Source organism: Lactobacillus gallinarum DSM 10532 = JCM 2011 (genome assembly GCF_001434975.1).
GTDB classification, from domain to species: Bacteria; Bacillota; Bacilli; order Lactobacillales; family Lactobacillaceae; genus Lactobacillus; species Lactobacillus gallinarum.
Genome location: NZ_AZEL01000041.1, coordinates 1 through 25,761 on the forward strand (window position 1 = coordinate 1; position 25,761 = coordinate 25,761).

General features: G+C 32.8%; 19 protein-coding genes, 1 other RNA gene and 2 pseudogenes. 8 read left to right on the forward strand and 14 right to left on the reverse strand.

Going from position 1 to position 25,761, the window contains the following annotated elements; genetic code table 11:
* The first annotated feature begins 123 nt into the window (after positions 1 to 123).
* A complete protein-coding gene (locus tag FC37_RS04665; protein WP_025005685.1) occupies positions 124 to 822 on the forward strand; it encodes a YoaK family protein in 699 nt (232 codons plus the stop codon).
* Positions 823 to 2,084: 1,262 nt separating this feature from the next.
* Here FC37_RS04665 and FC37_RS04670 read toward each other — a convergent pair.
* Positions 2,085 to 2,339, reverse strand: a complete 255-nt coding sequence (locus FC37_RS04670; RefSeq protein ID WP_025005684.1) for a GlsB/YeaQ/YmgE family stress response membrane protein — start codon at positions 2,337 to 2,339, stop codon at positions 2,085 to 2,087.
* 563 nt (positions 2,340 to 2,902) lie between these two features.
* Here FC37_RS04670 and FC37_RS04675 point away from each other — a divergent pair.
* From FC37_RS04675 to FC37_RS04685, 3 genes and pseudogenes are all read left to right on the forward strand, one after another.
* Positions 2,903 to 4,060 carry a GH25 family lysozyme gene (locus FC37_RS04675; RefSeq protein ID WP_025005683.1) on the forward strand — a complete coding sequence of 386 codons (1,158 nt, stop codon included), beginning with the start codon at positions 2,903 to 2,905 and terminating at the stop codon, positions 4,058 to 4,060.
* 143 nt (positions 4,061 to 4,203) lie between these two features.
* Positions 4,204 to 4,558: pseudogene (locus FC37_RS10760) on the forward strand (hypothetical protein).
* Positions 4,559 to 4,744: 186 nt separating this feature from the next.
* Positions 4,745 to 5,353 carry a DUF5052 family protein gene (locus tag FC37_RS04685; protein WP_025005682.1) on the forward strand — a complete coding sequence of 203 codons (609 nt, stop codon included), beginning with the start codon at positions 4,745 to 4,747 and terminating at the stop codon, positions 5,351 to 5,353.
* Between the two features lie 102 nt (positions 5,354 to 5,455).
* On the opposite strand, the gene FC37_RS04690 is transcribed toward FC37_RS04685, so the two are convergent.
* Positions 5,456 to 5,911 carry a hypothetical protein gene (locus tag FC37_RS04690; protein ID WP_025005681.1) on the reverse strand — a complete coding sequence of 152 codons (456 nt, stop codon included), beginning with the start codon at positions 5,909 to 5,911 and terminating at the stop codon, positions 5,456 to 5,458.
* 516 nt (positions 5,912 to 6,427) lie between these two features.
* Between FC37_RS04690 and xerS the strand changes: the two genes are divergently transcribed.
* A complete protein-coding gene (xerS, locus tag FC37_RS04695) occupies positions 6,428 to 7,510 on the forward strand; it encodes a tyrosine recombinase XerS (RefSeq protein WP_025005680.1) in 1,083 nt (360 codons plus the stop codon).
* Positions 7,511 to 7,703: 193 nt separating this feature from the next.
* Here the strand turns inward: xerS and FC37_RS04700 are convergent, their stop codons facing one another.
* Positions 7,704 to 8,585 carry a DegV family protein gene (locus tag FC37_RS04700; RefSeq protein ID WP_025005679.1) on the reverse strand — a complete coding sequence of 294 codons (882 nt, stop codon included), beginning with the start codon at positions 8,583 to 8,585 and terminating at the stop codon, positions 7,704 to 7,706.
* A 73-nt stretch (positions 8,586 to 8,658) separates the two neighbouring features.
* A pseudogene (locus FC37_RS04705) lies at positions 8,659 to 9,074 on the reverse strand (MarR family transcriptional regulator).
* 294 nt (positions 9,075 to 9,368) lie between these two features.
* On the opposite strand from FC37_RS04705, the gene FC37_RS04710 reads away from it, so the two are divergent.
* Positions 9,369 to 11,063 carry an Rqc2 family fibronectin-binding protein gene (locus FC37_RS04710; protein ID WP_025005678.1) on the forward strand — a complete coding sequence of 565 codons (1,695 nt, stop codon included), beginning with the start codon at positions 9,369 to 9,371 and terminating at the stop codon, positions 11,061 to 11,063.
* Between the two features lie 64 nt (positions 11,064 to 11,127).
* Here FC37_RS04710 and FC37_RS04715 read toward each other — a convergent pair whose 3' ends face one another.
* From FC37_RS04715 to FC37_RS04760, 10 genes are all read right to left on the reverse strand, one after another.
* On the reverse strand, positions 11,128 to 14,319 hold the full coding sequence (locus FC37_RS04715; protein WP_025005677.1) for a carbamoyl phosphate synthase large subunit: 3,192 nt from the start codon (positions 14,317 to 14,319) through the stop codon (positions 11,128 to 11,130).
* A gap of 3 nt (positions 14,320 to 14,322) precedes the next feature.
* Positions 14,323 to 15,378, reverse strand: a complete 1,056-nt coding sequence (locus FC37_RS04720) for a carbamoyl phosphate synthase small subunit (RefSeq protein ID WP_025005676.1) — start codon at positions 15,376 to 15,378, stop codon at positions 14,323 to 14,325.
* Positions 15,379 to 15,380: 2 nt separating this feature from the next.
* Positions 15,381 to 16,292: an RluA family pseudouridine synthase gene (locus FC37_RS04725; RefSeq protein ID WP_025005675.1), complete on the reverse strand. Its 912-nt coding sequence runs from the start codon at positions 16,290 to 16,292 to the stop codon at positions 15,381 to 15,383.
* Complete coding sequence (gene lspA, locus FC37_RS04730) at positions 16,285 to 16,749, reverse strand: signal peptidase II (RefSeq protein ID WP_025005674.1); 465 nt, start codon at positions 16,747 to 16,749, stop codon at positions 16,285 to 16,287. The genes FC37_RS04725 and lspA overlap by 8 nt, the downstream gene beginning before the upstream one ends.
* A gap of 6 nt (positions 16,750 to 16,755) precedes the next feature.
* Entirely contained in the window at positions 16,756 to 18,432 is a 1,677-nt protein-coding gene (locus FC37_RS04735; protein WP_025005673.1) for a formate--tetrahydrofolate ligase, read from the reverse strand.
* A gap of 455 nt (positions 18,433 to 18,887) precedes the next feature.
* On the reverse strand, positions 18,888 to 20,120 hold the full coding sequence (locus FC37_RS04745) for a metallophosphoesterase (RefSeq protein WP_025005671.1): 1,233 nt from the start codon (positions 20,118 to 20,120) through the stop codon (positions 18,888 to 18,890).
* A gap of 3 nt (positions 20,121 to 20,123) precedes the next feature.
* Complete coding sequence (locus tag FC37_RS04750; protein ID WP_025005670.1) at positions 20,124 to 21,248, reverse strand: THUMP domain-containing class I SAM-dependent RNA methyltransferase; 1,125 nt, start codon at positions 21,246 to 21,248, stop codon at positions 20,124 to 20,126.
* 67 nt (positions 21,249 to 21,315) lie between these two features.
* An RNA gene (rnpB, locus tag FC37_RS10040) (RNase P RNA component class B) lies at positions 21,316 to 21,685 on the reverse strand.
* 26 nt (positions 21,686 to 21,711) lie between these two features.
* Positions 21,712 to 22,128, reverse strand: coding sequence for a DivIVA domain-containing protein (locus tag FC37_RS04755; RefSeq protein WP_025005669.1), 417 nt, complete (start codon positions 22,126 to 22,128; stop codon positions 21,712 to 21,714).
* A gap of 90 nt (positions 22,129 to 22,218) precedes the next feature.
* The gene (locus FC37_RS04760) at positions 22,219 to 22,788 is read right to left on the reverse strand and encodes an SLOG family protein (protein WP_025005668.1); all 570 of its coding nucleotides are present in this window, start codon (positions 22,786 to 22,788) and stop codon (positions 22,219 to 22,221) included.
* Between the two features lie 63 nt (positions 22,789 to 22,851).
* Between FC37_RS04760 and recU the strand changes: the two genes are divergently transcribed.
* Positions 22,852 to 23,478, forward strand: a complete 627-nt coding sequence (gene recU / locus FC37_RS04765) for a Holliday junction resolvase RecU (protein ID WP_025005667.1) — start codon at positions 22,852 to 22,854, stop codon at positions 23,476 to 23,478.
* Positions 23,479 to 23,480: 2 nt separating this feature from the next.
* Positions 23,481 to 25,754 (forward strand): PBP1A family penicillin-binding protein, encoded by a 2,274-nt coding sequence (locus FC37_RS04770; protein ID WP_035434300.1) that lies wholly within the window; start codon positions 23,481 to 23,483, stop codon positions 25,752 to 25,754.
* Positions 25,755 to 25,761 lie beyond the last annotated feature (7 nt).

Consider the following 25,761-nt stretch of genomic DNA (forward strand, 5'->3'; position numbering starts at 1 on the left):
AAAGAAATAAATTTAAGGAATCATTCATCCTTACACAAACTATTTTACAGTCTCTATATTTTTGTTCTATATAAAGTTTATAATGTAAACTGATTATAAATTAAGAGGGGAATTAATGAAGAAATGAATTTAAAAGAGATTTTTAATAAATATGAGCGTCCTGCAGAATCTAGACAATTAGCATGCGCTCTTACTTTTTGTGGAGGATTTGTGGATGCCTATACATATATTCAAAGGGGACATACATTATCTGCTGGACAAACTGGAAACATTATTTTCTTCAGTTCAGCTTTAGCTGACCATAATATAGCTGGCATGATTAACCGTGCAAGTACATTTATCGCTTTTTCTTTAGGATTGCTCGTAGTAGGTCTTTTCCATAAGTACGTTAAAGGATATTATTGGAGAGTATTTTGTTTGTTTCCAATTTTGGCTATTTGCTTAATTGTTGGTTTTTTGCCGCGTAGTGTTCCTAATTATTATATTGTGCCGGCAATTGCGTTTGGACTAGCCATTCAAAATGCATCATTCAGCAAAATTGAAGGAATGGGATATAATAATGCATTTACAACTGGAAATCTAAAGAAATCAGTTGTTGCCTGGAGCGCATTTTTCTTTGGTGAAGATAAAAGCCAACATACAGCTGCAGTAAATTATATGTTATTAGTAATTTCATTTGGAGTTGGTGCAATTGTTTCAGCAATTCTTCAAAAGTTTTTGGTTTTAAAAACAATATGGATAGCTGTAATCTTATTAGCACTTATAAACACGATGTATCTTAATGCTTTGAAAAATAATAAAAAAGTAGACATGCTAAAATAAGTAATTATATAGCAATAAAGAAGTATAAAAGAGAGCAATTAATTCTTACTTGCATCTGCGCATAATTCATATTATGTAAAGTTATAAGCAAGAATATCGTAAATACACAAACAGAAGACATTTTCGTGTATTTTAAAATTGGCAACTCTTTTTATACTTTTTATTTTTGCCTTTTTTATTTGTTGCAAGTTAATTAAAGTTTTTTACTTTTATAAAGATGCTGAGATCGCAATTCTACGGTCAAGTTCATTATTTTTAATTAATAATCCAATCGATAAACTTGCCTACTTAATTTTTTAAGTCAAAATTCAAAAAAATTAAATCAATGGATCTATTGATTAATTTCTAACAAAATTTAAAGGCTTAAGTGAAATAAATACCATATACATTCAATAACTAGCTAATCAAGCTAATACGCTGATATTTTTACCATAATAATAAATAGATTTAATACAGATTCTCAGACTAAAAATCGGTCTAATTTCATGCTGATTATAGGGATATTCATAGTAAAATGGCATGATCAGCTGATTTAATAATGATTTTAGGGATAGGCAATTCGTCATATAAATTTTGCTGAATCATTATTAATGAAATAATCCCTTTAACGACCATATTCTTTATACTTGCTTTCTATAAATGGTAATAAATGGTAATTAATTAGATAAATTATATTTGCTATGCATTACTTAAAACAATAATTTTAATGATAGCAAGAAATAAGTTCCTCTCAAAACAGCTATTTTTGCTGATTTATAAAGTTCGAATAAATTTTATTTTTTATTTTAATTTTTTCATTCAAATTTTTAAAAATCCTTATATTATAAGTCTATCCTATGTTCTTATGACTTTTCTTAGTCTTTTCCTCTATCTACCACACAGTACACTTGCTAATCATCTTTCCTATTTTTAATATTCAGCGCTTGATTTTTAGCAATTACGTATTACATAACGAATTTTTATTCGAACAATCATAAATCCTTTTAAAATACGTCATTATTAGTCAATAAAAACCTAAATATAACTGGCTTCAGTTGATAATGAGAGCCAGAAATTCTATTTAAAACAGCTAAATTATCATCAATTCATTGTTTCAAAACCTATTTATTTTCGTCAATCTGTGCCCACACTACCTTTAATGCTTTTATTTCTCTCCCCTCTCCCAAGAGAATAGGGCAACAAAAAAGGCTAAATAAGGATTTTATCCTAGATTTAGCCTTTTCGTTTGTAGTACGTACTAAAAATTTTTACTCATATAAACGTTATGCAGTTCTAAATTTGCTGACAACGAAGGCAACAATGATTACCAAAATTACTGCACCTAAAATTGACGGTACAATTGCCATGCCAGCAACTTGTGGCCCCCAGGCACCCAATAAAGCTTGACCTAATGAGGAACCAATTAACCCTGCTAAGATATTAGCAATCCAGTTCATTGATCTGCCATGCCCTGTAAGAGCTCCAGCAATCAAACCAATAACTCCTCCAACAATTAATACCCAAATCCAATGTAGCATTTTGATCACCTTTGCTTTCATTAAAGAAACATCTATATACTTTATTTAGCTAATTAAGCGCTTTTCTTAACTATCTATATTTTATATAATTACAATATTTTTGTCATTAAAGTAATATACGAAATAGCCCTCCTTATACATTTCTTTAGGTTTTAAGTATTATTCTTGACATTTAAAAATTAAAAGTGTCTAAAAAGCATAATATTCTAATTGTAATATCAGTATCTATTTATTTTCATTCAAATTTCTTCACCACGTCTATTATCATACTTGGCTAAGTACTAGCACTTTTTTACTGTTTGCTAGGCCTTTTGAACGTGCATCCCTCTAAGGAGGCATAAACCAAAAAGAATGACATTTAATAATCATTCCATGCTCGACTCTCAATTATTATCCCAATTTTATTGCAATTATTTCTATCTGATTACTACAATATTAATATTTAATCTCAACTATTGCATTTTGGTACCTACCAATGTAATCTATAATATATAAGTTTTAAATATATTAAAAGTGAGAGATATAGATTATTAACTCTCTCCACCAATTATGGAGGAATTAATTTGTTAAAAAAGAAAACATTCGTAAAATTAGCTTGTGCAACTATGTTAGTAAACACTGGGATGAGTCTCCTACCTGCATCCCTCTCTCCTATTAATCCTTCCCATGTACAAGCTTCAGCAACTTCCGTAGCAGCAAGAGAACTAGGGATTGATGTTGCTAGTTATCAAAGTGCGGATTTAACAGCTCATGCCAAAGCCGGATCTCAATTTGCAATAGTCAAAGTTAGTGAAGGTACTAGCTATCGTAATCCAAAGGCTGCCGCTCAAATCAAATCTGCCATTGCTAACGACATGATGCCGATGGGTTATCACTTTGCTACATTTAGTTCTAATGCTTCTATAGCTAAAAGTGAAGCTAAATATGCTGTAGCATCTGCTAAAGCCCTTGGCCTTCCTAAAGGATCCTACTTAGCTTGTGATTATGAAACTGGCAGCGGCAATATAATTACTAACGGTAAGAACGTCACCGCTAAGGCAATCTTAGTCTTTATGGATGAAATTAAAGCAGCTGGCTATCAGCCACTACTTTACGCTAGTTCTTCTGTGTTACAAAATAACATTAATACACCATCTATTATCAAAAAATATCCTAATTCCTTATGGGTAGCAGCATATGCTATATCTGGACGAGTAGATAAGCCTAATTTTAAATACTTCCCTTCAATGGACGGCGTAGCTATCTGGCAATACACTGATAATTGGAAAGGAATGTCTACAGACGGTAATGTAACTATTCTCCCATTATCTATTTCAGGCTCTGCAGTTTCCCAAGCACCTTCTAACTCTAATGCCAAACATACTGGCACAATAATGTATAAGTCCTACGTATATGATTGCAATGGCAAGCGTACCGGCGAAGTTTATAAAGCTTATACATCAGTCAATTACTATGGTGGCAAGACAAAATTAAGCAATGGTAAATCAGCCGTTAAAATTGGCGATAATAAATACATCATGGCAAGCAATATCTTAGGTAACTCACGTATATTTAAGACTGAGGCCGATGTTTACCAAAACAATGGATCACTTAACACTGAGTGGAAAACATTAAAGCAAGGTTCACCTATTAAGACATATGGACCAAAACATTATATTAACAATGAAGCCTACTATAGAGTTGGTAAAAATGCATACGTAAAGGCTGAAAATTTTAAATAATTGAAAAAGGACTAGACGTAATAGTTTAGTCCTTTTTCAATTATCAGATTTAAGCTTATGTTTCAAAATTAATTTAGTAAATTATTTTTGAATTTTTTAGCATCTTGCATAGATAATATATACAGATATGGAGGCTAAAAAAGATGAGAGTTACTAAATTAGTTATTGAAATTTTAATGATTGTTTTGTCAGTATGGCTATTTCTAGACGGACTGTTAGGTCATTACTAGGCATATACGCAGCTAAAAGTATAGTTGGTGGTATTCTTGAAATAATCATAGCTGGCCTGTTTATTGGCGCTGAAATTGTCTATATTTGCTTAGAAAAAAGTCCTTACTTAGGTGGAGATATAACTGGCCTAATTTTGATGATTATCGCAGGCATTCTAGGAATATTTGGTGGTTTTATAATGCCTGGATGTTTTTGTATGCGGCTATTGCATTAGTAATCGGATCTGGATTTTACATTTGGCATCGTATAATTGGTACTGATGATTAGAAAAAGATATTCAAAATATATAAGAGTGGATTGATTATTAGAAAAGATCAATTCACTCTTTTGTTTTTTTATTAACTATCAATAGCTTAATTTAATAATACTCCCCGCCTTTTTGCATCCCTTAAGTACAAATATGATAAAATTAAACTCATCACTATTAAGTATGAATTGAGGAATTTAAAACATATGCGTAAAAAGAAACTTATTTCATTGTTAAGCTTAAGTATTTTAAGCGTAGCTTTACTTTCTGGCTGTAGCAATTTTGAAAATTGGGAGCTGTCTATGCGCTCTAAAATCGGTGCTTTACCATTGACAGTTTCCACTTATGATTCAAATGGACAAAAGATCGATCAAATTAAGGCAAAATCTGTTAATATTCATACAGATAAAAAGATGTCTCAAAAAGACAGCAATGGTAACGAAAAATCTAGCGTAATTGACATTGATTACGGTCACAACAGAATGATTCACGTAGGCTCCACTCTTATTGCCTATGAAGGACTAAAGAATTACGAAGATGAATTTAATAAGCATGTTAATATCAATGATCAAAACAAGGCTGTTCCACTATTAAATACTATGTATCAAAATTTTAAAAATGACTGGAATGGTGATGCTAAAGTAGTTATGATTAGAAGCCAACTAGGGATGCCAATTGCTGTATTCACTGGTAAAAACGTTTCTATCCATAAAAGTGATATGAAGAATGCTACCCAGTTTGTAATTGATGGTCATCGTCTTGTTGCTTATAGAGCTGATTACACTATTTATCCAATAGCTAGTTTAAAGAAATAATATATTAAAAAAGCGCCTCACACATGAGACGCCTTTTTAATTGATCCATCTAAAGATTGTAAAGCCATTTTGCCTTTTATTAAATTGGATCTTCAAGCACTATTATTCCTTAATTAAAGTATTGAAAGCTTCATTAGTAGCTACAATATCACCCATAACCTGGTTAACCCAATCGTTGAGTTTATCGTTATCATAGTTTTCAAGACCACCTTCAGTATCTCCAATATCAGCAATACCATTATTAAAGTCTACCATTTCAGTGATTAATCTTTCTGCAAAATCCTTAGTTGTACCGGCAAAATTATCCGCAAAGGTATCAACGTTACCATAAGCATCTGTGATATCACTAAAAGTTTGTACCATCTTGCCAAAAGTATCGTCCAAATTATTAACGTCTTCTTGAGTTGGTACAGTTAATTCTTCATTTTCATTATTAAGCTGCTCATCCAAACGAACACCGATATCATTTAATACTAAATGACCATCATACAAACGATTTAATAATTTAATACCACTTGGATTCTTAGCTTGAAAATTTACATCAATTTCTTCTGTCATAATTTTTCCTCGTCTTATATAATCTTCGTCTTTATTGTACAATTTTTATACATGAAATTTCAAAAACAATATTTTAAACTAAATTAACATTAAATATAAATATTTTTTTGAAAATTTAGCGTTTAAGACTTGATCATTAGATTTAATCATCTTAAAATAAATACTTGAAAGGTAAGTTGTACCATACAAACAACACTGTCTAATAATACAGATTGTTTAGCTTGATGTTAAATGCCTATATTATATAGATAAACATAATCAAAGTTACTATAACTGGAATGCTGAAGGGTTGCTACCGGCGTTGCTAGTATTCCAGTTATAGTGACGTGGTTTATTCCATTCTTTAAATACTTATGAACAATTTTTTACAATAATACTATAGATATTATCGTTTGAGTTGGGAAAAGTAATTAAAGCTGAGATTTTTAATATTCACCTATCTCCAAAGATAGGTGTTTTTTATTGCCTTTTTCTATGATACAATTATTTAAACACTTGTTCGAGTAAGGAGAAAATATGGAATCTACTAAGTATCTTAGCTTAATTAAAACTGAACTAGATAATATGCCAGACTTTGTTAAACAATATAATTTAGGTACTAATCACTCATTAACAACCACCTATCAATATTTAACCGAGATACGTCGTTTTTTTAATTGGTTACGTCAAGAAGGCATCTCTACTGCAAAAGATAATCAACATATCTTACCAGATACTTTAGCAAATTTACGGCGAAATGATATCATGTTGTACATTGATAACTTAGGCCACACTAAGAATAAGCAAGGACACTTGAACTCCCCCACTACTATTAATCGTTCTATTAATGCCCTACGCTCTTTATTTAAATTTTTGACCATTACATCAGATAATAATAATGGTGAGCCCTATTTTGAGCGCAACGTAATGCTCAAAATTGAGTCTTTAAATGATACTAAAACATTAAATTATCGTGCTCACGTTTTAGAATCACACATGTACACTGGAAACCTCAAATTCGAATTTCTTAAATTTATTGATCATGACTATGAAAATAAATGCAATAAGCAAGCTAAACCTGGTTTCAAGATGAATAAAGAAAGAGATATGGCCATTATTGCTTTAATTTTAGGGACAGGAATTCGAGTTTCTGAGTGTGCTGGCGTAGATATGCAAGATTTGAATATAAAGGACGCAGTTTTAGATGTCACGCGTAAAGGCGGACAAAAGGATAGTGTCCCTATTGCTGAATGGACTCTAAACTATATTAAAAATTATAAAAAAATCCGAGCTGAGCGTTATATGGCCGATTCTAAGCAAACGGCTTTCTTTCTAACAAGATGGCACAATAAAACAAAACGCATGACTACTAATGCAATTGAAAAAATGGTTAGCAAATATTCAGCCAGCTTTGGTCATCCTCTTACCCCTCATAAATTGCGCCATACATTAGCTTCTGAATTGTATGCTGTTACTAAAGATCAAGTTTTAGTAGCACAACAATTAGGTCAAAAAGGAACAACTGCCACAGATTTATATACTCACGTAGATCAAAAGAAGCAGCGAGCAGCATTAGATGCAATTTCTAATGATCATCAAAATTTAAATGAAACTAAATAATAAAACAGCACCAAACTATATAAAAATGGTGCTGTTTTTAATATGTCTAGTAATAATAAAAGTGCTATTGCTGATCGCCACATGAATAATAGTAAATTTATTATTATATCCATAACTGCAACTATAACAATTTTACTATTAATATTAAATAATAAAAAAGACACTGTTTTTTAGTTTAACAGCGCCTCTTTTATTATTTAGTTAAATCTAATTTATCAAAGTCTATCATCCATGCAATCGCAATAGACTTTTCACCTAAGTGTGTAGCAATTACAGGACTGAATTCAGCCACATCCACCGGCTTATCTGGGAAGTTAGTATTAATAAACTCTTTTATGTCTTCTGCTTGTTTGAGGTCATTAGAATGAAATACGAATAAACGTAATCTATCCTTATAAGGTAATTCTGCAGTTTTTTCTAAAGTAAGTTTCTTAACCTTGGCAACAGCACGCTTTAAAGATCTGATTTTATCAAAAGCAACAATTTTACCATCATCATTAAATGTTAATAATGGTTTTATTTGCAGCATAGTACCAATAAACGCACCTGCGTTGCTTAAACGACCGCCTCTGCTTAAATTCTTAAGATCATCAACTACAAAATATTCATCGATTGTCTTTCGAATTTCGTCCAGTTTCTTTAAAATAGCTTCTGGTTCCATGCCATTCTTAATCATTCTAGCAGCAGCTAATACCAAATAACCTTGTAATCTTACGGTCATTTTAGAATCATAAGGATATAGATTATATTCCGGATTATTATGAGCCATGTTTACCATGTTTTGATAAAATCCAGAAATACCACTCGATAAAGTAATAGCAATGATAGCCTCATAGCCTTCTCCATGAAGCTTATTGCATAATTCAATCATTTGACCCATGCTTGGTTGTGAAGTCTTAGGAAAAGCTGCGCCTTGCTTTTGTAGTTCAAAAAGTTGCGCAGAAGTAATATTAACTCCTTCTAAGTATTCCTTGTCGCCAACGATGACGGGAATCGGAACCACATTAATATTATTGTCCTTAACTTCTTGTTCAGTTAAGACACTAGTACTGTCAGTAACTAATGCGATTTTCAATTTATTTCCCCTTCCCAATTTCTTTAATTATATAATACAGAAGAATTATAGCATAAAACCATTAATTACACACCTATTGCAAGTCGTCTAATGAGGAAGAAGCTTGTGCAATTTCGTAAAGTTGCTTAACAAACAGACTAGAAGCATCAGAATCCAAAGATATAAAAAGAAGACTTTCAATTTTACTAAGTGTATTCTTTAGTTCTTCTGCTTTCTTTATACCTTCTGAACTTAATTTCACAATCTTACTTGAATCTTTTTCAGATCGTGTAATTTCTATAAGGCTCTTTGTCTTTTTTTGTTGAAGCTGACGACTTAAGGTAGATAAAGAAATATTAAGTGCTTCAGCTAATTTCCCCATGGCTAAAGCTTTATTATTTGTGTCATCAAAAAAAGCAAAATTCTAGTTTGTGAAATATTCAGGCTACACTTGTGATTTATTTCTTTTTTTATTTGATCTGCAATAGTGCTAAAAAATAATACATCCATATACAAAGTCCTTTTTCTCCAAATTAGATTACTATAACTGTATTTTATCATTTAATAATCTATTTGATAATACCGTTTCCAAACTATATTAGATATATAGTGTTGTGTGAAACATTAAATATTAAAACTTTAATACTAATGTTAATTATAACTTTGATATGTCATTTTGTATTTATATTAGTTTTACCTAATTATTAATGTGTATTATTTTTAGCTTATAGTTGATAACTCTAATAATTTTAGAATATTGAATTTTATTGTTATAATATTAAACGTATTTTGAGGTGATGTATTATGGCATTTGATGGATCATTTATCCATAGTTTATTACAAGATTTAACCCCTACTCTAGTAGGAAGTCGTTTATCAAAAATTTACCAACCCTTTGATCAAGACTTAGTTTTAATCTTTAGAAAAAATCGAAAAAACTACCAATTTTTAATTTCAGCTAATGCACAATATCCAAGGATGTATTTAACTGAACAAACAATTAACAACCCTGATAAAGCTCCTATTTTTGTAATGGTATTACGTAAATACTTAGAGGGCTCTGTTTTACAATCTATTGATCAAGTAGGTTTAGATCGAATTACTAATTTCCATTTTAGTAATCGCAATGAATTGGGTGATGAAATCGAATTAGTTCTTTCCGTAGAATTAATGGGTCGTCACAGTAACGTGATTCTCTACAATCAAAAAGATAATCATATCATCGACTTATTAAAGAGAATTAATCCTGATGAAAATAGAGCTCGTATTTTATTACCAAAAGCGAAATATGAGTTACCTCCATTGAAGCCAGGAATAAATGGATTAACTTTGTCTGAAACTGAATTTAAACAACTTAGCAATGAAAATGATGCTAAAAGTTTAGCTAAGCAAATGGATGGTTTAGATAAAGATGATCGAAGTGAACTATTGGGGTACTTAGAAGATGAATACAGCTATTCTTCCTTTAAAACGTTTTTCAATCAGTTCGACAATCCACGCGCATTTGTTTTAAAGACTCCTAATAATAAGAGAAAAATCTTTTGTTATTTGCCTTATCATCTAGATCTTGAAAAGGAAAGCTCTAATCCTGACCTTAACAAAGGACTTGATGAATTTTATGAATATCAAGCTAATCGTGATTGGGTAAAACAACGCGCTAGTCAAGTAGAACGCGTGGTTAAGAATGAGCAAAAAAAGCTAAGCAAGAAAATCAAGAAATTAAAGAAACAACTCGATCTTGCTGAAAACTCAGAAGGATATCGTATTAAGGGTGAAATTTTAAACGCAAATTTAAATCAAGTGAAGCCAGGAATGACTACAGTTTCCCTGCCTAACTACTATGAAAACAATGCACCTATTGCAATAAAATTAGACCCTGCCCTTTCACCAGCACGCAATGCTCAAAAATATTTTACTCGATATAAAAAATTGCGCGATTCCATTAAACATGTTAATCAGCAAATCAAAATAGCCGAAGAAAATTTGCGCTATTTTGATTCTATTCAAACTGCTATCGATAATGCGGATCCGCAGGATATTGATCAAATTAATGATGAGTTAATCAATCAAGGATATATTCGAAAACAAAAGAAGAATAAACGAAAAAATAAAATTACAGAACGTAATCTGAATGAATTTAAACTTTCTTCTGGTAAACATGTTTTAGTTGGTAAAAACAATTATCAAAATGATTGGTTAACTTTAAAAAAGGCTAACAAATCTGATTACTGGTTCCATGTTAAAAATATGCCAGGATCTCACGTGATTTTACGAGATGATCAACCATCTGAAGACGATATTAAAGAAGCAGCTGAAATCGCAGCATTCTTTTCTAAGGGCAAAGACTCTGCCCATGTTCAAGTAGATTATGTACAAGACAAACGTGTTAAAAAGCCTAATGGTGCTAAACCCGGATTTGTAATTTATACTGGTCAAAACTCTATTGAAGTCACTCCAGTAGAGAAAGAAATTATGGCAATGAAAGTCAATAAAAAATAAGCATGCCTCTTAAACATGCTTATTGCGAAAGCTAAGTTATTTGAATAAACTTAGCTTTTTTATTTTAAATTGGTTGTGTAGTTAACGCTAGTGATTCTAATACATCTAAAATTAATTCAGCGGTTTCAATACTTGAAAATACCGGAATATGAGTATACAAAGCCTCATCTCTTATTCGTAATGCATCTTCACTAGCCGCATCAGAAAGATTAGTAATATTTACTACCATTACAATTTTATGTTGTCGGATTTTTTCTAGTAAATTGCGAGGATTATTATGGACTTTTTCTACAACTCCTGTAGTAATCCCAGCTTCCGCAAACATATTCGCAGTTCCTTCGGTTGCAATTAACTTAAAGCCCAATCTATCAAATCGACGAGCCAATTCTGTCACTCGATTTTTATCTTCATCTCTAACTGAAATAAAAATTGTCCCATAACTAGGGATGTGTAAATCACTAGCTTCGTATCCTTTGTATAATGCCTTAGCTAAATGAGTATCTCGCCCCATTACTGAACCAGATGATTTCATATTAGAATCAAATGTATTGCCACTACTATAATTAAGGAAAGAAAATACTGGCATTTTAATATGAATAAAGTTACTTGTATGCCATAGTCCATTGGGATAGCCCAAATCTTGAAGGTTATGACCTATCAAGACTTCCGTAGCGCAGGCAGTAATATCTTTATTCAAAGACTTAGACAAAAACGCTACGTTATGACCTGCATATGGCTTAATTTGTAATAAATATAATTCATCATTTACCAACAAATAATGTAAGTTAAAGATTCCTCTTGTTTGTAATACTTTTATCAATTTAATCGATTGTTGTTCAATCTTTTTTTGTTGTTCTAATGATAAATTTTGAGGTTTAATAACCGCTATTGAATCTGATGCATGTGAACCTGTTTGCTCTAAATGTTCAATAATACCAGGTAAAGTGACATTCTTACCATCCGAAATAGCTGTTACTTCATACTTATTCCCTTCAATAAACTGAGACACGGTGATTTGATCTACCTGATTTTCAGCTAAATATCTTTTAATTGCTGGAATATCATAAACTACAGCGGATTTTAATTTATTCTCTTTATTCATGCCCCCAATTAAAATTGGAAAATCATATTGATCAACAAATTCAAATACAGCATTAGGATTTGTAGTTTTCAGAGATGGTACTCGTTTTAAATCGGTCAGGGGATGATTTAATAATTCCGTAATCATATCACGAGGATCTTTAGTCTCCCATTGACCTATTATATGAAGACCATTTTCTTCCAATTGCTTACTTAATGCACTTACTCTTTTACCTGAAAATTGTAAAAGTACATCTTTAATATTTTCTCTTTTAGCAATAGTTAAAATATTTTCTAATGTAATTGATTCAAAATATACTCGATCGATATCCTTATATCTAGAAGAAACAGATTCATCATTATTTGAAAGCAAAACTGTAACATAGCCATTATTATGTAAAGTCTTTGCTGCATGAGCAATCATATAGTCAAATTCACTAGTCACAGATACTTGTAAAGGCAACATACCTAAAATTAATATCTTTTTATCTGCCGCTAAATCTTTAGCTTCATTTTGAACATCATATGCGCCATAGTAAGCACACACATTAGGCCGATAAACTCCAGCCGAACCGTCTATCTTTAAAAATGATGGTTCTAAATTATATTTACTAATTAATGATCGTACTTCCTCTACAGAAATATTTAATACCTTAGCAAGCAATGGATTAAAAAAGCCGTAATCTTTAGCTTCTCTTACTAAATCTAAAGTTAAATGCTCCTTATTTTGCACTAGTTTATTAATGATTGTGACAATATGAAGAAGCTTTTGATAATAAATTGGATGAAGGCCTGTAATTTCTTGTAATTCACTAAAAGGAATATTTTCTTTAATAGCTGCTAGTAATTTAATTAGATGTAATTCATCGGGATGCTTAAGATCTTCAATTATTTCTTCATATGTTTTCCGGCTCTCTTCTACAAAAGCAGCCCAGCCCAAGTCAAGATTAGTAGTTGCATCTAAACCTTTCAAAAACGCTGTTTCAAAATTACGTCCTACGCCCATTGCTTCGCCACTGGCTTGCATTCGATTATTCAACTGATAATGGTTATAACCTGAACCAGTAAATGACCAATAAGGTATTTTAATCGCTATTGCATCTAAAGTAGGTTCAATAGAAGCATTTAATCCTGATAATGGATCGGTTATTTCATTTAGTCGATAACCAATAGCTACTTTACTTACTACATAACCCACATCATACATGCCAATTCGTTGAGCCCAAACAGAACTACGAGTTAAACGAGGACGGATCGTCAATAATTTTGACTTAATTTGGGTGCCATGATGTTTAATAGCAAAATGAAAACTAGTAAAACCAACAATTTCCAAATTATCTACAATTCGTCTAACTGATTCTCTCAATTCTTGAATATGATCATTATTTAAAGTTAAAGACGGCATTACTATAGCTGAATCACCAGAATTTATTCCCACTGGCTCTATCGAACCAGCAAAATTAGTAAATACTAAATTGCCATCCTTATCACGTATTACATCAACAATAACTTCTTCCCAAGCTGAAAGATCCTCCGTTAATCGATAATTTTTCCATGTAAAATTATCAGTTTGTCTTTCTTCTTTAAAATAGGTCACTAAAGCTTCTTTAGTCTTAAATCGTAAATGTTCATTATGAACATAACGATTATACTTAGTAACTAATACTGGAAAAGTAACTTTGGAAAGTAAATTATCCATAGCACCATTCATATTGTCTTGAGCATTTTGATTTAATTCCCAAGACTCACTAGTATCAATTCCTAATTTATTTAAAAGCTCTGTTCTTTTTTGCTGATTACCCATCTGCAAGATACGAGAATTCAAAGTTAGCAACTGAATGCCCATTTGCTCTAAAATTCCATCTTGCAATAATTTATGAGCAACTTTTAATCCATTAGTTGAACCGTACGCAGTAATAATCGCATCTGGTTCTTCCATACGTAAAATTCGCTTAAGAAAATCTAATGTCATCGGCTCTAGATATACGGTAACATTGGACTTTTTATCCGTGGAGATAGTTGCTGGATTAGGATTAACCAATATAACTTGTATTCCTTCTTCGGTTAAGGCATCAATAGCTTCTGTAGCCATTAAGTCCATCTCAGCTACGCTACCAATCAAAGTAGGACCTGATCCGATAATTAATACTTTATCTAAATCATTTTCTAACGGCATAATTTACTCCATCATTTGTAAAAAATAATCGAAAATTTCATCTGCATCATGGGATCCTGGGGCTCCCTCTGGATTAAAAGCGGTTGCTACTATCTTGTCTTTGATATTCCAAAATCCTGCATTTAATTCACTATGAAGATCAAAATATTCACGATTCATATTCATTTTTACGCTATCAGGTAATACTAATTGATCAATATTCATTGAAGTCTGCCAAATTGCATTAGTATTTTGCTCAATTACTGGATAATTAATTCCATTGAATTCCTGAGGTAACTGAACCAATTCAAAGTCTAAATAATCACTTAACACTAAGAAACCTAATCCAATTCCTAAGATTGGATATTTGCCATAAAAATGATCTAAAATCGGAGCAATTTTATCAACTATTTCCTCCGGTTTACCTGGTCCATTTGAAATAATGATTCCTTCAGGACGTAAGTTCTCAACATCCAGCGGACTAACATTATAAGGTAAAACGGTTGTGTTTACTTTTCTAAGAGACAAAGCTCTGAGCATAGAGTGCTTTAATCCTAAATCTAAAACTGCAACTGTTTTACCTACATTTGGGGATGCATAAGCATTTTTAGTTGAAACCATTGCCGATTTATTTTTAGGCAGAACTAATGCTTTAATTTGATCAAAAGCGTGTTCATCATTAGTATCCATGATTGAGGCCTTAATAGTTCCTTCTTCGATCAAACGATGAACAAGCGCACGGGTATCTACCTTAAAAATGGCAGGTATCTTTTTTTCTTTTAAAAACGAACTAAGATCTTCAAAATTTTCACTATCAGAAATATTCAAAGCAATATCATTAGCAATTATTCCCTTAACAGTAGGATCAATACTTTCATAGTCAATTGCATTGATCCCATTATTGCCGATCATTGGCGATGTGAAAACTAGAATTTTTCCAGCATTAGTAGGATCAGTTAATGCTTCTTGATAGCCAAAATTAGTAGTTTGAATTGCTAATTCTCCGGTGGAAATAATACTTGCGCCAATACCTTCACCAGCAAAAGAGCTGCCATCTTCTAATATCAAATAACGTTTCATTTTTATTCACTTGCTTTTTCTAATTGGGCTAACATATCCTGAAATATCTTAGGTGGTTCAACAGTGAATTCTAGCCATTCTCCTGTCCGGGGATGCTTAAAGCCTAAAACTTTAGCATGCAAAAACTGGCCGTTCCCTTTTAAAGTTTTGCGTGGACCATATAATGGATCTCCCGCAACTGCATGTCCAATATAATCTAAATGTACTCTGATTTGATGAGTTCGTCCTGTCTCGAGTTGACATTGAATTAAACTATAGCCTTTGAATTGTTTGAGTACCTTAAAATGTGTAATAGCTTTTTTACCATTTTCTACCACTGCCATCTTCTTGCGATCATATGGATTGCGGCCAATTGGAGCATCAATGACACCATTTTCTTCACTAAAATTACCATGAACAATGGCCCAATATATTCTTTTGTTTGTCTTATGCGCTAACTGATCTTCAAGTAATTCTCTTGCTTGAGCATTCTTAGCAATCATCAACAAACCTGAAGTATCCTTATCAATTCGATGTACAATCCCAGGTCTAAAACCTTCGGGAGATTGTGCCAAATCTTTTGTGTGATAAAGAAGTGCATTCACCAAAGTATGATCAGGATGTCCTGGTGCGGGATGCACCACCATGCCCTGTGGTTTATTTACTACAATTACATCGTCATCTTCATAAACAATATCAAGTGGAATATTTTCTGGAACAACATCCATTGGTTTTACCGCTGGAACATTAATTTCAATTTTGTCGCCTGCTTGAATTTTATAAGATACTTTCTCTGCTTTTTGATTAACTAGGATTTCTTTTTCTTTAACTAATTCTTTTACTCTAGTTCTAGACAAATCAGGTACTTGCTCTGAGATAAATTTATCTAAACGTCCGTGCTCATCTTTAACTTGTAATAAATATTTTTTAGGCATTTTTATCATCCTTATCTGCAAAGAAAATTAAGTAAATAAATATAATGAGCACACCAGTGGTAATAGCAGAATCAGCAATATTAAAGATGTTAAAATTAATGAAATCAAGTTGAAGCATATCAACTACATACTTTAAATGAAGTCGATCAATGAAATTACCGATAATACCACCTAATACTAAGGCTAATCCCACGTCAAACAATGCATTTTTATACTTTTTATTGAACAAAAAATATAAACAAACTGCAATGGCAATAACGCTGATAGCGTAAAATAGCCACATTTGACCAGTTAAAATATTCCAAGCTGCACCATCATTTTGTAAATAATTAAATGATAAAATTCCCGGAATAATCTGATGAACTTCACCAACGGTATAATTGCTTACAATATAATTTTTTAATCCTTGATCTGCTAAAACTACAAATAATGAAATAAATAAATATAAAAATTGCATCTTTTATTAAAATAACCCACTAATCTTGCCATTATTATCAACATCGATATCCAAAGCTGCAGGATGCTTAGGCAAGCCTGGCATATCCAATACATGTCCCGTAGTTACAACAATAAAACGAGCTCCATTTTTCAAACTGATTCCTTTCACATGCAACTTGAAATCAGTTGGAGCACCTAATTGCTTCTTATCATCGCTAAACGAATATTGTGTCTTAGCAATAATTACTGGCAACTTTTCCTTGCCTAACTTGGTTAGCTCATTAATTTGTTTATCAGCCTTTTCTGTATATTCCACTCCGCTAGCATGATAAATTTTAGTAGCTACCTTTTCAATTTTGGTTTTGACATCGTCATCTTCATCATAAGTTGATACTACTTTAGCCTTACCAGAATCGGCTAAATCAATTACTGTTTGTGCAGCTTCAATTCCGCCTTTAGAGCCATCATCATGGTAAGTAACTACCTCAGCTGGAATATCTTGTTCTTCAACTAACTTTTTAAGCAAATCAAGTTCTGCCTCAGTATCTGTTGCAAATTGATTAATTAACACAACCACCGGCACATTATATGAACGCATATTATTCATATGACGCTCTAAATTCTTAAATCCAGCCTTCAAAGCAGCAAGATTTTCTTCATCCAGATTGTCGGTCTTTCCTAAAGCTTGATATTTAAGCGCACGAACAGTTGCAACAACAACCGCTGCATCTGGCTTTTTGTCCAAGTGGTTAGATACAAAATCCATAAACTTTTGACCACCGAGATCACTACCAAAGCCTGCCTCAGTTAAAACATAATCGCTTAAATGTAGGGCAAGATTAGTAGCAATAACCGAGTTAGCCCCATGTGCAATATTTGCAAACGGGCCACCATGAACTAGTGCAGGAGTATGCTCAAGCGTTTGAACTAAATTTGGCTTTAATGCATTAGAAAGTAATGCAGCAATTGCACCTTGAAAACCGAGTTGCTTAACATAAACTGGTTGATCATCTTTGGTATAACCAACAAGCATATCACCAATTCTAGCTTTCAAATCATCAATATCTGTTGCTAAACATAAAATAGCCATCAATTCATTGGCTACAGTGATTGCAAAACTTGATTTATGCTCAACGCCATTAAACTTAGAGCCTTGCCCAACTGTAATATTTCTCAAAGCACGATCATTAACATCTAAACCGCGTTTCAAAAGAATTCGTTCTGGATCAATATTTAAACTATTATCCTGATAAATATAGTTATCTACTAATGCAGCTAATGTATCAATCGCTGCAGTTAAAGCGTGCATATCACCAGTAAAGTGTAAATTAATGTCTTCCATCGGAATAATTTGTGCCATACCACCACCGGTTGCACCACCTTTAAGTCCAAAAACAGGACCCATTGATGGTTCACGCAGAGCAATCATTGTATTTTTATGCAATTGATTATTGATAGCATCACCTAAACCAATAGTAATAGTAGATTTTCCTTCTCCAGCTGGTGTTGGCGAGATAGAAGTTACTAAAATTAACTTTCCTAATTTTTTGTTTTGGGAAATGCGATTAATAGCTTGCCAATTGATCTTAGCCTTATCATAACCATATGGTTCTAGATCATCTTCTTTTAAATTAACCTTTGCGGCAATTTCATTAATTGGTAACTCTTTAGTTTCTTGTGCAATTTCAATATCTGATTTCATCTATGCTTATTCTTCTTTCTTGAAAAAACTAAAACAGAATAGCTTTGAAATTCACTTTTTAATCGATAAATTTCAAATATACGCCATTTTGCAATTAAAACTGGTTTACTTACCTTAATTTGAGTTCTGTATGGTAATTTAAGTAAATATTTATTTTTACTATTTTCGAAAAATGAATACAACCATGTATACACTAACAAAACAATAAAAATGAATCCGACTACCATTCCAGGAATATTAATTGCTTTATTTCCTTCATAACCCAAAATAAAAGCTGTCAACAGAATGATTAAAAGCCATGAGTAATAAATTGCTCCAATCGTTCCTAAAAATATAAAATGCCGTTTAGATTTTAGAATTTAGATCACACCCTACATATCATTTATTCCTTTTCTTATTGTATCAAAAACCATCAAAATAAGAGAGTACGAAATAAATCATACTCTCTTTATTTATCAATATTTTATTTTTACTTGTAAATTACTATGATCACTGGTGTCATACAGAGTCTCTAAATATAGCCTATATTCAGGATGATGTTTAATTAACACTTGATAGGCCTTTGAAGAATGAATTTTATTCAATTCACTCGCCTTAATATGATTATGCCCAGTGAAAAAGTGATAATTCATCCAGCCAAACAATTTACCCATTGCTCGAACTAAATCTATATCGTCATGATATTTATTCAATTCACTCTGCATCATATCCGCAGAGATACTGCCTAATTGTAGATCCTTTAAATACTTATGAAAATGTTCTAAGGTATAATTTTCTTTTTCTTGGTCTGTCAGGTATCTTGTAATATCAAAATTACGTCTTACATATGTAATATGACGTGAATGAACGCGCACAACCCCATATCCTTGATCATTAGAACAAAAACTTGAAGTTACTACTTCAGTTGTAGGAGTTGTTTCTTGGGGACCCATAATATTTTGAGCATGAATGTGACCACTGAAAGCTAGTTTAACATTATATTGACTGCAAAGCCGCCTTAATTCAACTGCATCATCAACCACATATCCTTTATTTACAGCAGGATTATGAGCATATAAATTATGATGCATAAATAAAATCGGACGAAGTTGATTTTTCTCCGCATACTGCAGCTGTTTTTTAATCCATTTAAGTTGGGATTTGCCGATCATTCCTCGCGTATGCGGAGCAGCCGTCGTTTCTTCTTTACCATATAAGTTGGAATCTGCCAATATCAAAAAATATTGTGGATTTAATTGCACACTATATGCCAAAGAACTATCATCCGTATCAACTGCTTGACGATAGGATTTAGCAAAAATTGAACGCCAAAAAATTGGGCTAATTTCACCTGCATAAAATTGCTTTTTACCACGAAATTCTCTAGCCCAACCATCAAAAATATCGTGATTTCCTGGTATAACTAATACTTTCGTATGTTTTAATGGTCGAAAGATTTCGGCAAATTTTTCAGCTGATACTCTTTCACCATTAAAAGTAATATCGCCTGTGACAATAATTGCTGCAGGCTTTTTTCTTTGTGCCATTCGCATAAAAGCTGTTAGAGCAGTCTCTTGATAATATAAGTCCTTACCTTGACTAGTTTTTTGCATTTGTGAAAAAGCTTGTCCTTCATCATGCAAACTGTTTGCAATCAAATGCGTATCAGAAATTACCCAAAATTCAGTATTAAGATCCTTCGTAATCATTTTTTATCTTCTGTTTGCCCAATATTGATAGAAATCCACTCTTAAATTACCATTAAACAGCTTACGTTTCTTAGTAGCCCTTGCTCCAAAACATTTTTCAAAATTAGGATCAGCTGTTAAATAATATTGACTAAATGAGTCTAGTGGACGTAAAACTTCACCCATTTGCTTATATAATTCTTCAGCAGATTCTCGATCCTTAAGACGTTTACCATAAGGCGGGTTGGCAATAATAATTCCATTTTCTAAGTCAGTAGTAAAGTCTTTGACCGCTACTTGCTTAAAACGAATATCTTGTAAAACCCCTGCATTATGAGCGTTTAACTTAGCAACCTCAAGTACAGATTGATCAATATCACTAGCCCAAATAGGAGCGTCTAATGTTTTGACCTCTGCCTTAGCTTTTTCTAATGCAGATTTATGTAAATCGTGATTAAACCAATCGAAATTATCAAAAGCAAATTTTCGCCATGTTCCTGGTGCAATGTTTTTAGCAATTAAAGCCGCTTCAATTGCTAAAGTACCAGAACCTGTCATTGGATCAATCAGGGGATGCGTTCCATTATACGGGGTCAATTTTAATAAACCTGCCGCAAAGTTTTCCTTTAATGGTGCGCCACCATGTTCTACTCTATATCCACGCTTAAAAAGACTTGCTCCAGTAGTATCCAAGGAAATACGAGCAATATTTTTATAAATGTGAACATCCAATGGATATTCACTACCAGTTTCTGGCAAGAAGCCACGTCTATGATATTGATCAATCATCTTATTGACGATAGCTTTCTTTACGATCGATTGTACATCTGGTTCAGAGTGAAGCTTCGACTTGACTGCACGACCTTGCACAGGAAACTTAGCATCTACTGGCAACAAATCTGCCCAGTTGTAATCATAAACTTCATTAAATAGAGTATCAAAATCGGTTGCTCTAAATTCTTTTAACAAGATTTTGATTCTATCCGCAGTTCTTAACCACAAGTTAGTCTTTACAATATCTTCTTGGGTTCCCTTAAAAAACACACGTCCATTTTCGACTTTGGTCTTGTAACCCATACTTTGTAATTCTTTGTTTACAACGCTTTCAAAACCAGCGCCCATAGTTGCGTATAGTTGATATTCTTTCATTATTTCTCTTTCGTTAATTAAAAATAAAAAAAGAGCTGGACTCAAGCCCAACTCTGCCAATGTGAATCTCTATAAGCCACGTTTTGTTCCAGTAATTCTGGCAAAAATTACCTTCAGTAGTCATCTATCTTTATTGTCAAAGACAATAACCTGGTCTTTAGTTCATTTTCTTAGACCAAGACTCCCCCACCAAATTTGGGTTTCACGCTCGCAGGGTTTACCTCGTTCCACCAAAATCATTTCTAATTTTGCTTCGTCACTGTGGCACTTTTCAGGATAGTCATGCATGTCTTAAAGATTTAGCATTTTTTCCGCCGTAAGAGTTAAAAACTCTTCTCCAGCTTATTGAGCTGAATACGATCACTACAAGCATCGCAGCCTGTGCGTGCGTGGACTTTCCTCAGCTAGCATATAGCTAGCCGCGCCTACTCAAGATCCACACCGTTAACCATTATAGCAAAAATTAATGCTTTATACCATAAACATGTTGTTCAAGATTATAAACTTTTCTTTCTAAAGTTGAAATTCGTTGAATAATGGCCATGTTAGTTGAAATTTCGCCCTGATTATTATCATTATCATCCGCAAAATTAGGAACTGAGGCAGTTCTTCTATGAGTCGGGGTGTAAGTTTTTACTTTATCTTCCTTCTCTGTTTCAACTGTCTTCTTTTCCTTTTGTCTTTCGTCCATTATTTGACGTTGAAGTGTGCCAATTTGTCCATATAAATCTTCAATAATTTGTTGAAAATTCTCATAATCTGAAATAACTTCATCCAAATAAGCATCTACTTCGTCTGGATCATAACCTTTTACTTTACTTCTAAATTGCTTTTTTAGTATGTCTTGTGCAGATAGTTTAATATCATTTAAATTTGCCATTCTACTGACAACTCCTTTACATTCATTTTTATTTTAGCAAAAAGATAGCCTAGGTAAAACCAAGATTTCCATTTTTATAAAACTTTAAAATTATTCGGAGAAATAATTCTGTCGATGAGTCTCTTGATATTCTTCCGCTGCATCTTGTAAATTATAAAAATCAATTAAATCTAATGGATATTCTTTAGTTTCTTGATACTTTTGAATTAAATTATAATCATATTTTGGTTTGCCGGGATGCTCTGGGTCATAAATCATCAAAGCTCTATCAGTATGTCGAACCATAAAATTTTGATAATTACGTAATTGCACCGAATTTTGATAAGGTAGATTAGAAGTTGAAGCAAAAAAGTCGACGCGTTCTTTTAAGTTTAAAAACTTAGACTGATTATTTTCATTCCAGCGATCAGCAAACTTCTCATACGGGATCATAATAGAAGTTCGCACAGGAAACTTTTGACCCAATTCTAGTCCTACTTCTGCCGCCCATTGCTCGATTCCTAAATTTGCTCCCGTAATAATCCAGTCCAACTGGTCCTCTTCAAGCAAACTCTTAAAATAATTTCTTAAAGCGTACTTAATAACAGTAATTTTAGGGTCTTTATCACCAAAAACATTTAATTCATAACTACGATAACCAGTTACCCATAAACGCTGCATTAAAAGCCCCCTATATTCAAAAATCTAGTCTTTATTGCTATAATGCTAACAGGAGTGAAGTCAATGGTCAAATATCCAAGCGGCAGTTTAGCTGCATTTAGAAAACCTATTAAAAAGAAAGAAAATAGTACTCGTCGTCCATATACTCACCGGAAAGGCGTTAACTTTTCTGATCGTGGAATGACACTTGAACAACAAATTAATGAATCTAATAAATACTATTTGACTGAGGGTATCGCCGTAGTTCATAAGAAGCCTACCCCCATTCAAATTGTTAAGGTTGATTATCCTAAACGCTCTAAAGCTGTTATTCGTAAAGCTTATTTTAGACAAGCTTCAACTACTGACTATAACGGCGTTTATAAAGGATATTATCTTGATTTCGAAGCTAAAGAAACCAGAAATAAAACCAACTTTCCTTTAAAGAACTTTCATGAGCACCAGATTTTTCATTTGAGCGCATGTTTGAAGCAAAAAGGAATTTGCTTTACAATTATTAGATTCGCTAGTTTGGAACGATATTTTGTCACTCCAGCTAGCTTTGTAATTAATGCTTGGAGAGAAAAGGATAAAAGTTCTATGACTTTAAAAGAAATCGTGGACAATTCCTATGAAATCAAAAGCGGTTTTCGTCCTACACTACCTTATTTAAAAGCAGTTGATAAATTTATTGCAGATAGGGAAAGATAATCATGACAGAAAATAATATGAAACGCGAATCACGTAGAAATTATCATAAACGAAGGTCGATTAAGAATAGTTTAGGTATCAAAATCATTAAATGGTTTTTTCTAATAGTTTTGCTATTGATTGTTTCAGGTATTGGGCTATTTGCTTTTTATGCAAAAGATGCACCTAATATCAGTCAAGATCAATTGCAAAGTGGCGGTACGTCTAGTTTATATAATAATGATGGTAAGTTTTTGTTGTCACTTGGTTCTGAAAAACGAATTTACGTAAAAAATAAAGATATACCACAATTATTAAAAGATGCCGTAGTTTCCGTTGAAGACAAGCGTTTTTATAAAGATAAGCTTGGCGTAGATCCAATTAGAATCGTCGGTTCTATGCTTACTAATGCCAAAAGCAATAGTATTGCTGCTGGTGGATCTACTATTACTCAACAACTAGTTAAGTTAACAGTATTTTCTACTGCAGCATCACAACGTACCTTAAAGAGAAAGGCTCAAGAAGCTTGGCTAGCAGTTAAAGTACAACATGAATTCAGTAAAGACCAAATTTTAGAATTCTATATTAACAAAGTCTTCATGAATTATGGAAATTATGGTATGGGAACTGCTGCTAACTATTACTATGGCAAGCCACTGAAAAAGCTTGATTTAGCTCAAACTGCTTTAATCGCAGGGATGCCTAATGCTCCCGTTGCCTATGATCCTTACCTTTATCCTCAAAAGGCCCAATATCGTCGTAACATTGTTCTAAAAACTATGCTACAAAACGAAAAGATCACTAAAGATGAGTATAACCAGGCAATTAATGAACCAATTACTAAGGGGCTAAAAAAGCGTCGAGCAGATAACGAATCGAAGATTCGAAAGATCGATGATCCATACATCAAAGAAGTTATTTCTGAAGTTAAGAGCAAAGGTTTTGATCCTTATAATGATAATTTGAAAATCACTATTAATATTGATCAAAATGCTCAAAACAAACTCTATGAATTGGCAAATAATGGCTCTGTCCCATTCACAAACAATAAAATGCAAATTGGTGCTACAGTGATCGATCCTAATAATGGTCATGTTGTAGCAATTTTAGGTGGTCGACACTTGCCTTCAGTTCAATTAGGCTTAGACCGTGCTGTTCAAACTGGACGGTCGACAGGTTCATCAATTAAGCCAGTATTAGATTACGCTCCTGCAATTCAATATTTGAATTGGTCAACTGCAAAGATGCTTGACGATAGCAAATATGTTTACCCAGGTACTAATATCCAACTTTATGATTGGGATAATAAATATGATGGCATGATGACTATGCGTAAAGCTTTGGAACAATCACGTAATGTTCCCGCTGTTAAGACATTAGCTGATGTTGGTGTTAAACGTGCTTCTGCTTTTGCTCGTCGATTGGGCGTTAATGTCCCAGCCAATTCCGGATTATCAGTTGCTATTGGTGCTAATGCCTCTAGTTTGCAAATGACAGGTGCTTACAGTGCATTCGCAACAATGGGTATTTACCATAAGCCTCAATTTGTCTCTAAAATTGAAACACCTGATGGTTTAACTAGAAATTATGACTCTAACGGTGTTCGTGTTATGAAGAAGTCAACAGCATACATGATTACTGATATGCTGAAAGGCGTCATCAAACATGGTTTAGGTACTAATGCAAAGATTCCAGATCTTTATCAAGCTGGTAAAACTGGTACTGTTAAATATTCTGATGAAGATTTAGCAAAATACCCTGGTTATAATTCAACTCCTAAGGACTCCTGGTTTGTTGGTTACACTAGATCTTATACAATTGGTATATGGACAGGTTATGATAATTTAAAGGATGGTACTATTTCAGGTATTGGACAACAATCAGCTCAACTAATGTATAAGAGCATGATGTCTTACTTAATGAGAAATAAGCCAAACTTGAATTGGGAACAGCCTAAATCTGTCATTCGTGCAAAAACTGGCGGCACTTGGCAATTATATGTTAGAGGTCATGCCCCTGCTGGTGTCAGTGATAGCGCGGCCAGTTACGATGAAGATGATGAAGAAACTGATACAAATAATGAGACCAACAATTCTGTTAATACAAACAATACTCAGTCTTCTTCTAGTGAAGCTGGTACTGCTCATCAATCAAGCAGAGTTGAAAGATCTCAATCTAGTCAAAGTAGTCGTGAACAATCATCATCTTCCGCTTCACATACTCAAAGTAGTAGGCCGACAAGAAATGAAGATAACGAAGATCATGAACAAAATCATGATGACTCTGATAAAGATTAATTGTTTA

Excerpts from the sequence above, each read along its gene's own strand:
- FC37_RS04665 (WP_025005685.1), top strand. The coding sequence starts at position 124 with ATGAATTTAAAAGAGATTTTTAATAAATATGAGCGTCCTGCAGAATCT.
- FC37_RS04670 (WP_025005684.1), bottom strand. The coding sequence starts at position 2,339 with ATGCTACATTGGATTTGGGTATTAATTGTTGGAGGAGTTATTGGTTTG.
- FC37_RS04685 (WP_025005682.1), top strand. The coding sequence starts at position 4,745 with ATGCGTAAAAAGAAACTTATTTCATTGTTAAGCTTAAGTATTTTAAGC.
- FC37_RS04690 (WP_025005681.1), bottom strand. The coding sequence starts at position 5,911 with ATGACAGAAGAAATTGATGTAAATTTTCAAGCTAAGAATCCAAGTGGT.
- xerS (WP_025005680.1), top strand. The coding sequence starts at position 6,428 with ATGGAATCTACTAAGTATCTTAGCTTAATTAAAACTGAACTAGATAAT.
- FC37_RS04710 (WP_025005678.1), top strand. The coding sequence starts at position 9,369 with ATGGCATTTGATGGATCATTTATCCATAGTTTATTACAAGATTTAACC.
- FC37_RS04715 (WP_025005677.1), bottom strand. The coding sequence starts at position 14,319 with ATGCCGTTAGAAAATGATTTAGATAAAGTATTAATTATCGGATCAGGT.
- FC37_RS04720 (WP_025005676.1), bottom strand. The coding sequence starts at position 15,378 with ATGAAACGTTATTTGATATTAGAAGATGGCAGCTCTTTTGCTGGTGAA.
- FC37_RS04725 (WP_025005675.1), bottom strand. The coding sequence starts at position 16,292 with ATGCCTAAAAAATATTTATTACAAGTTAAAGATGAGCACGGACGTTTA.
- lspA (WP_025005674.1), bottom strand. The coding sequence starts at position 16,749 with ATGCAATTTTTATATTTATTTATTTCATTATTTGTAGTTTTAGCAGAT.
- FC37_RS04735 (WP_025005673.1), bottom strand. The coding sequence starts at position 18,432 with ATGAAATCAGATATTGAAATTGCACAAGAAACTAAAGAGTTACCAATT.
- FC37_RS04745 (WP_025005671.1), bottom strand. The coding sequence starts at position 20,120 with ATGATTACGAAGGATCTTAATACTGAATTTTGGGTAATTTCTGATACG.
- FC37_RS04750 (WP_025005670.1), bottom strand. The coding sequence starts at position 21,248 with ATGAAAGAATATCAACTATACGCAACTATGGGCGCTGGTTTTGAAAGC.
- FC37_RS04755 (WP_025005669.1), bottom strand. The coding sequence starts at position 22,128 with ATGGCAAATTTAAATGATATTAAACTATCTGCACAAGACATACTAAAA.
- FC37_RS04760 (WP_025005668.1), bottom strand. The coding sequence starts at position 22,788 with ATGCAGCGTTTATGGGTAACTGGTTATCGTAGTTATGAATTAAATGTT.
- recU (WP_025005667.1), top strand. The coding sequence starts at position 22,852 with ATGGTCAAATATCCAAGCGGCAGTTTAGCTGCATTTAGAAAACCTATT.
- FC37_RS04770 (WP_035434300.1), top strand. The coding sequence starts at position 23,481 with ATGACAGAAAATAATATGAAACGCGAATCACGTAGAAATTATCATAAA.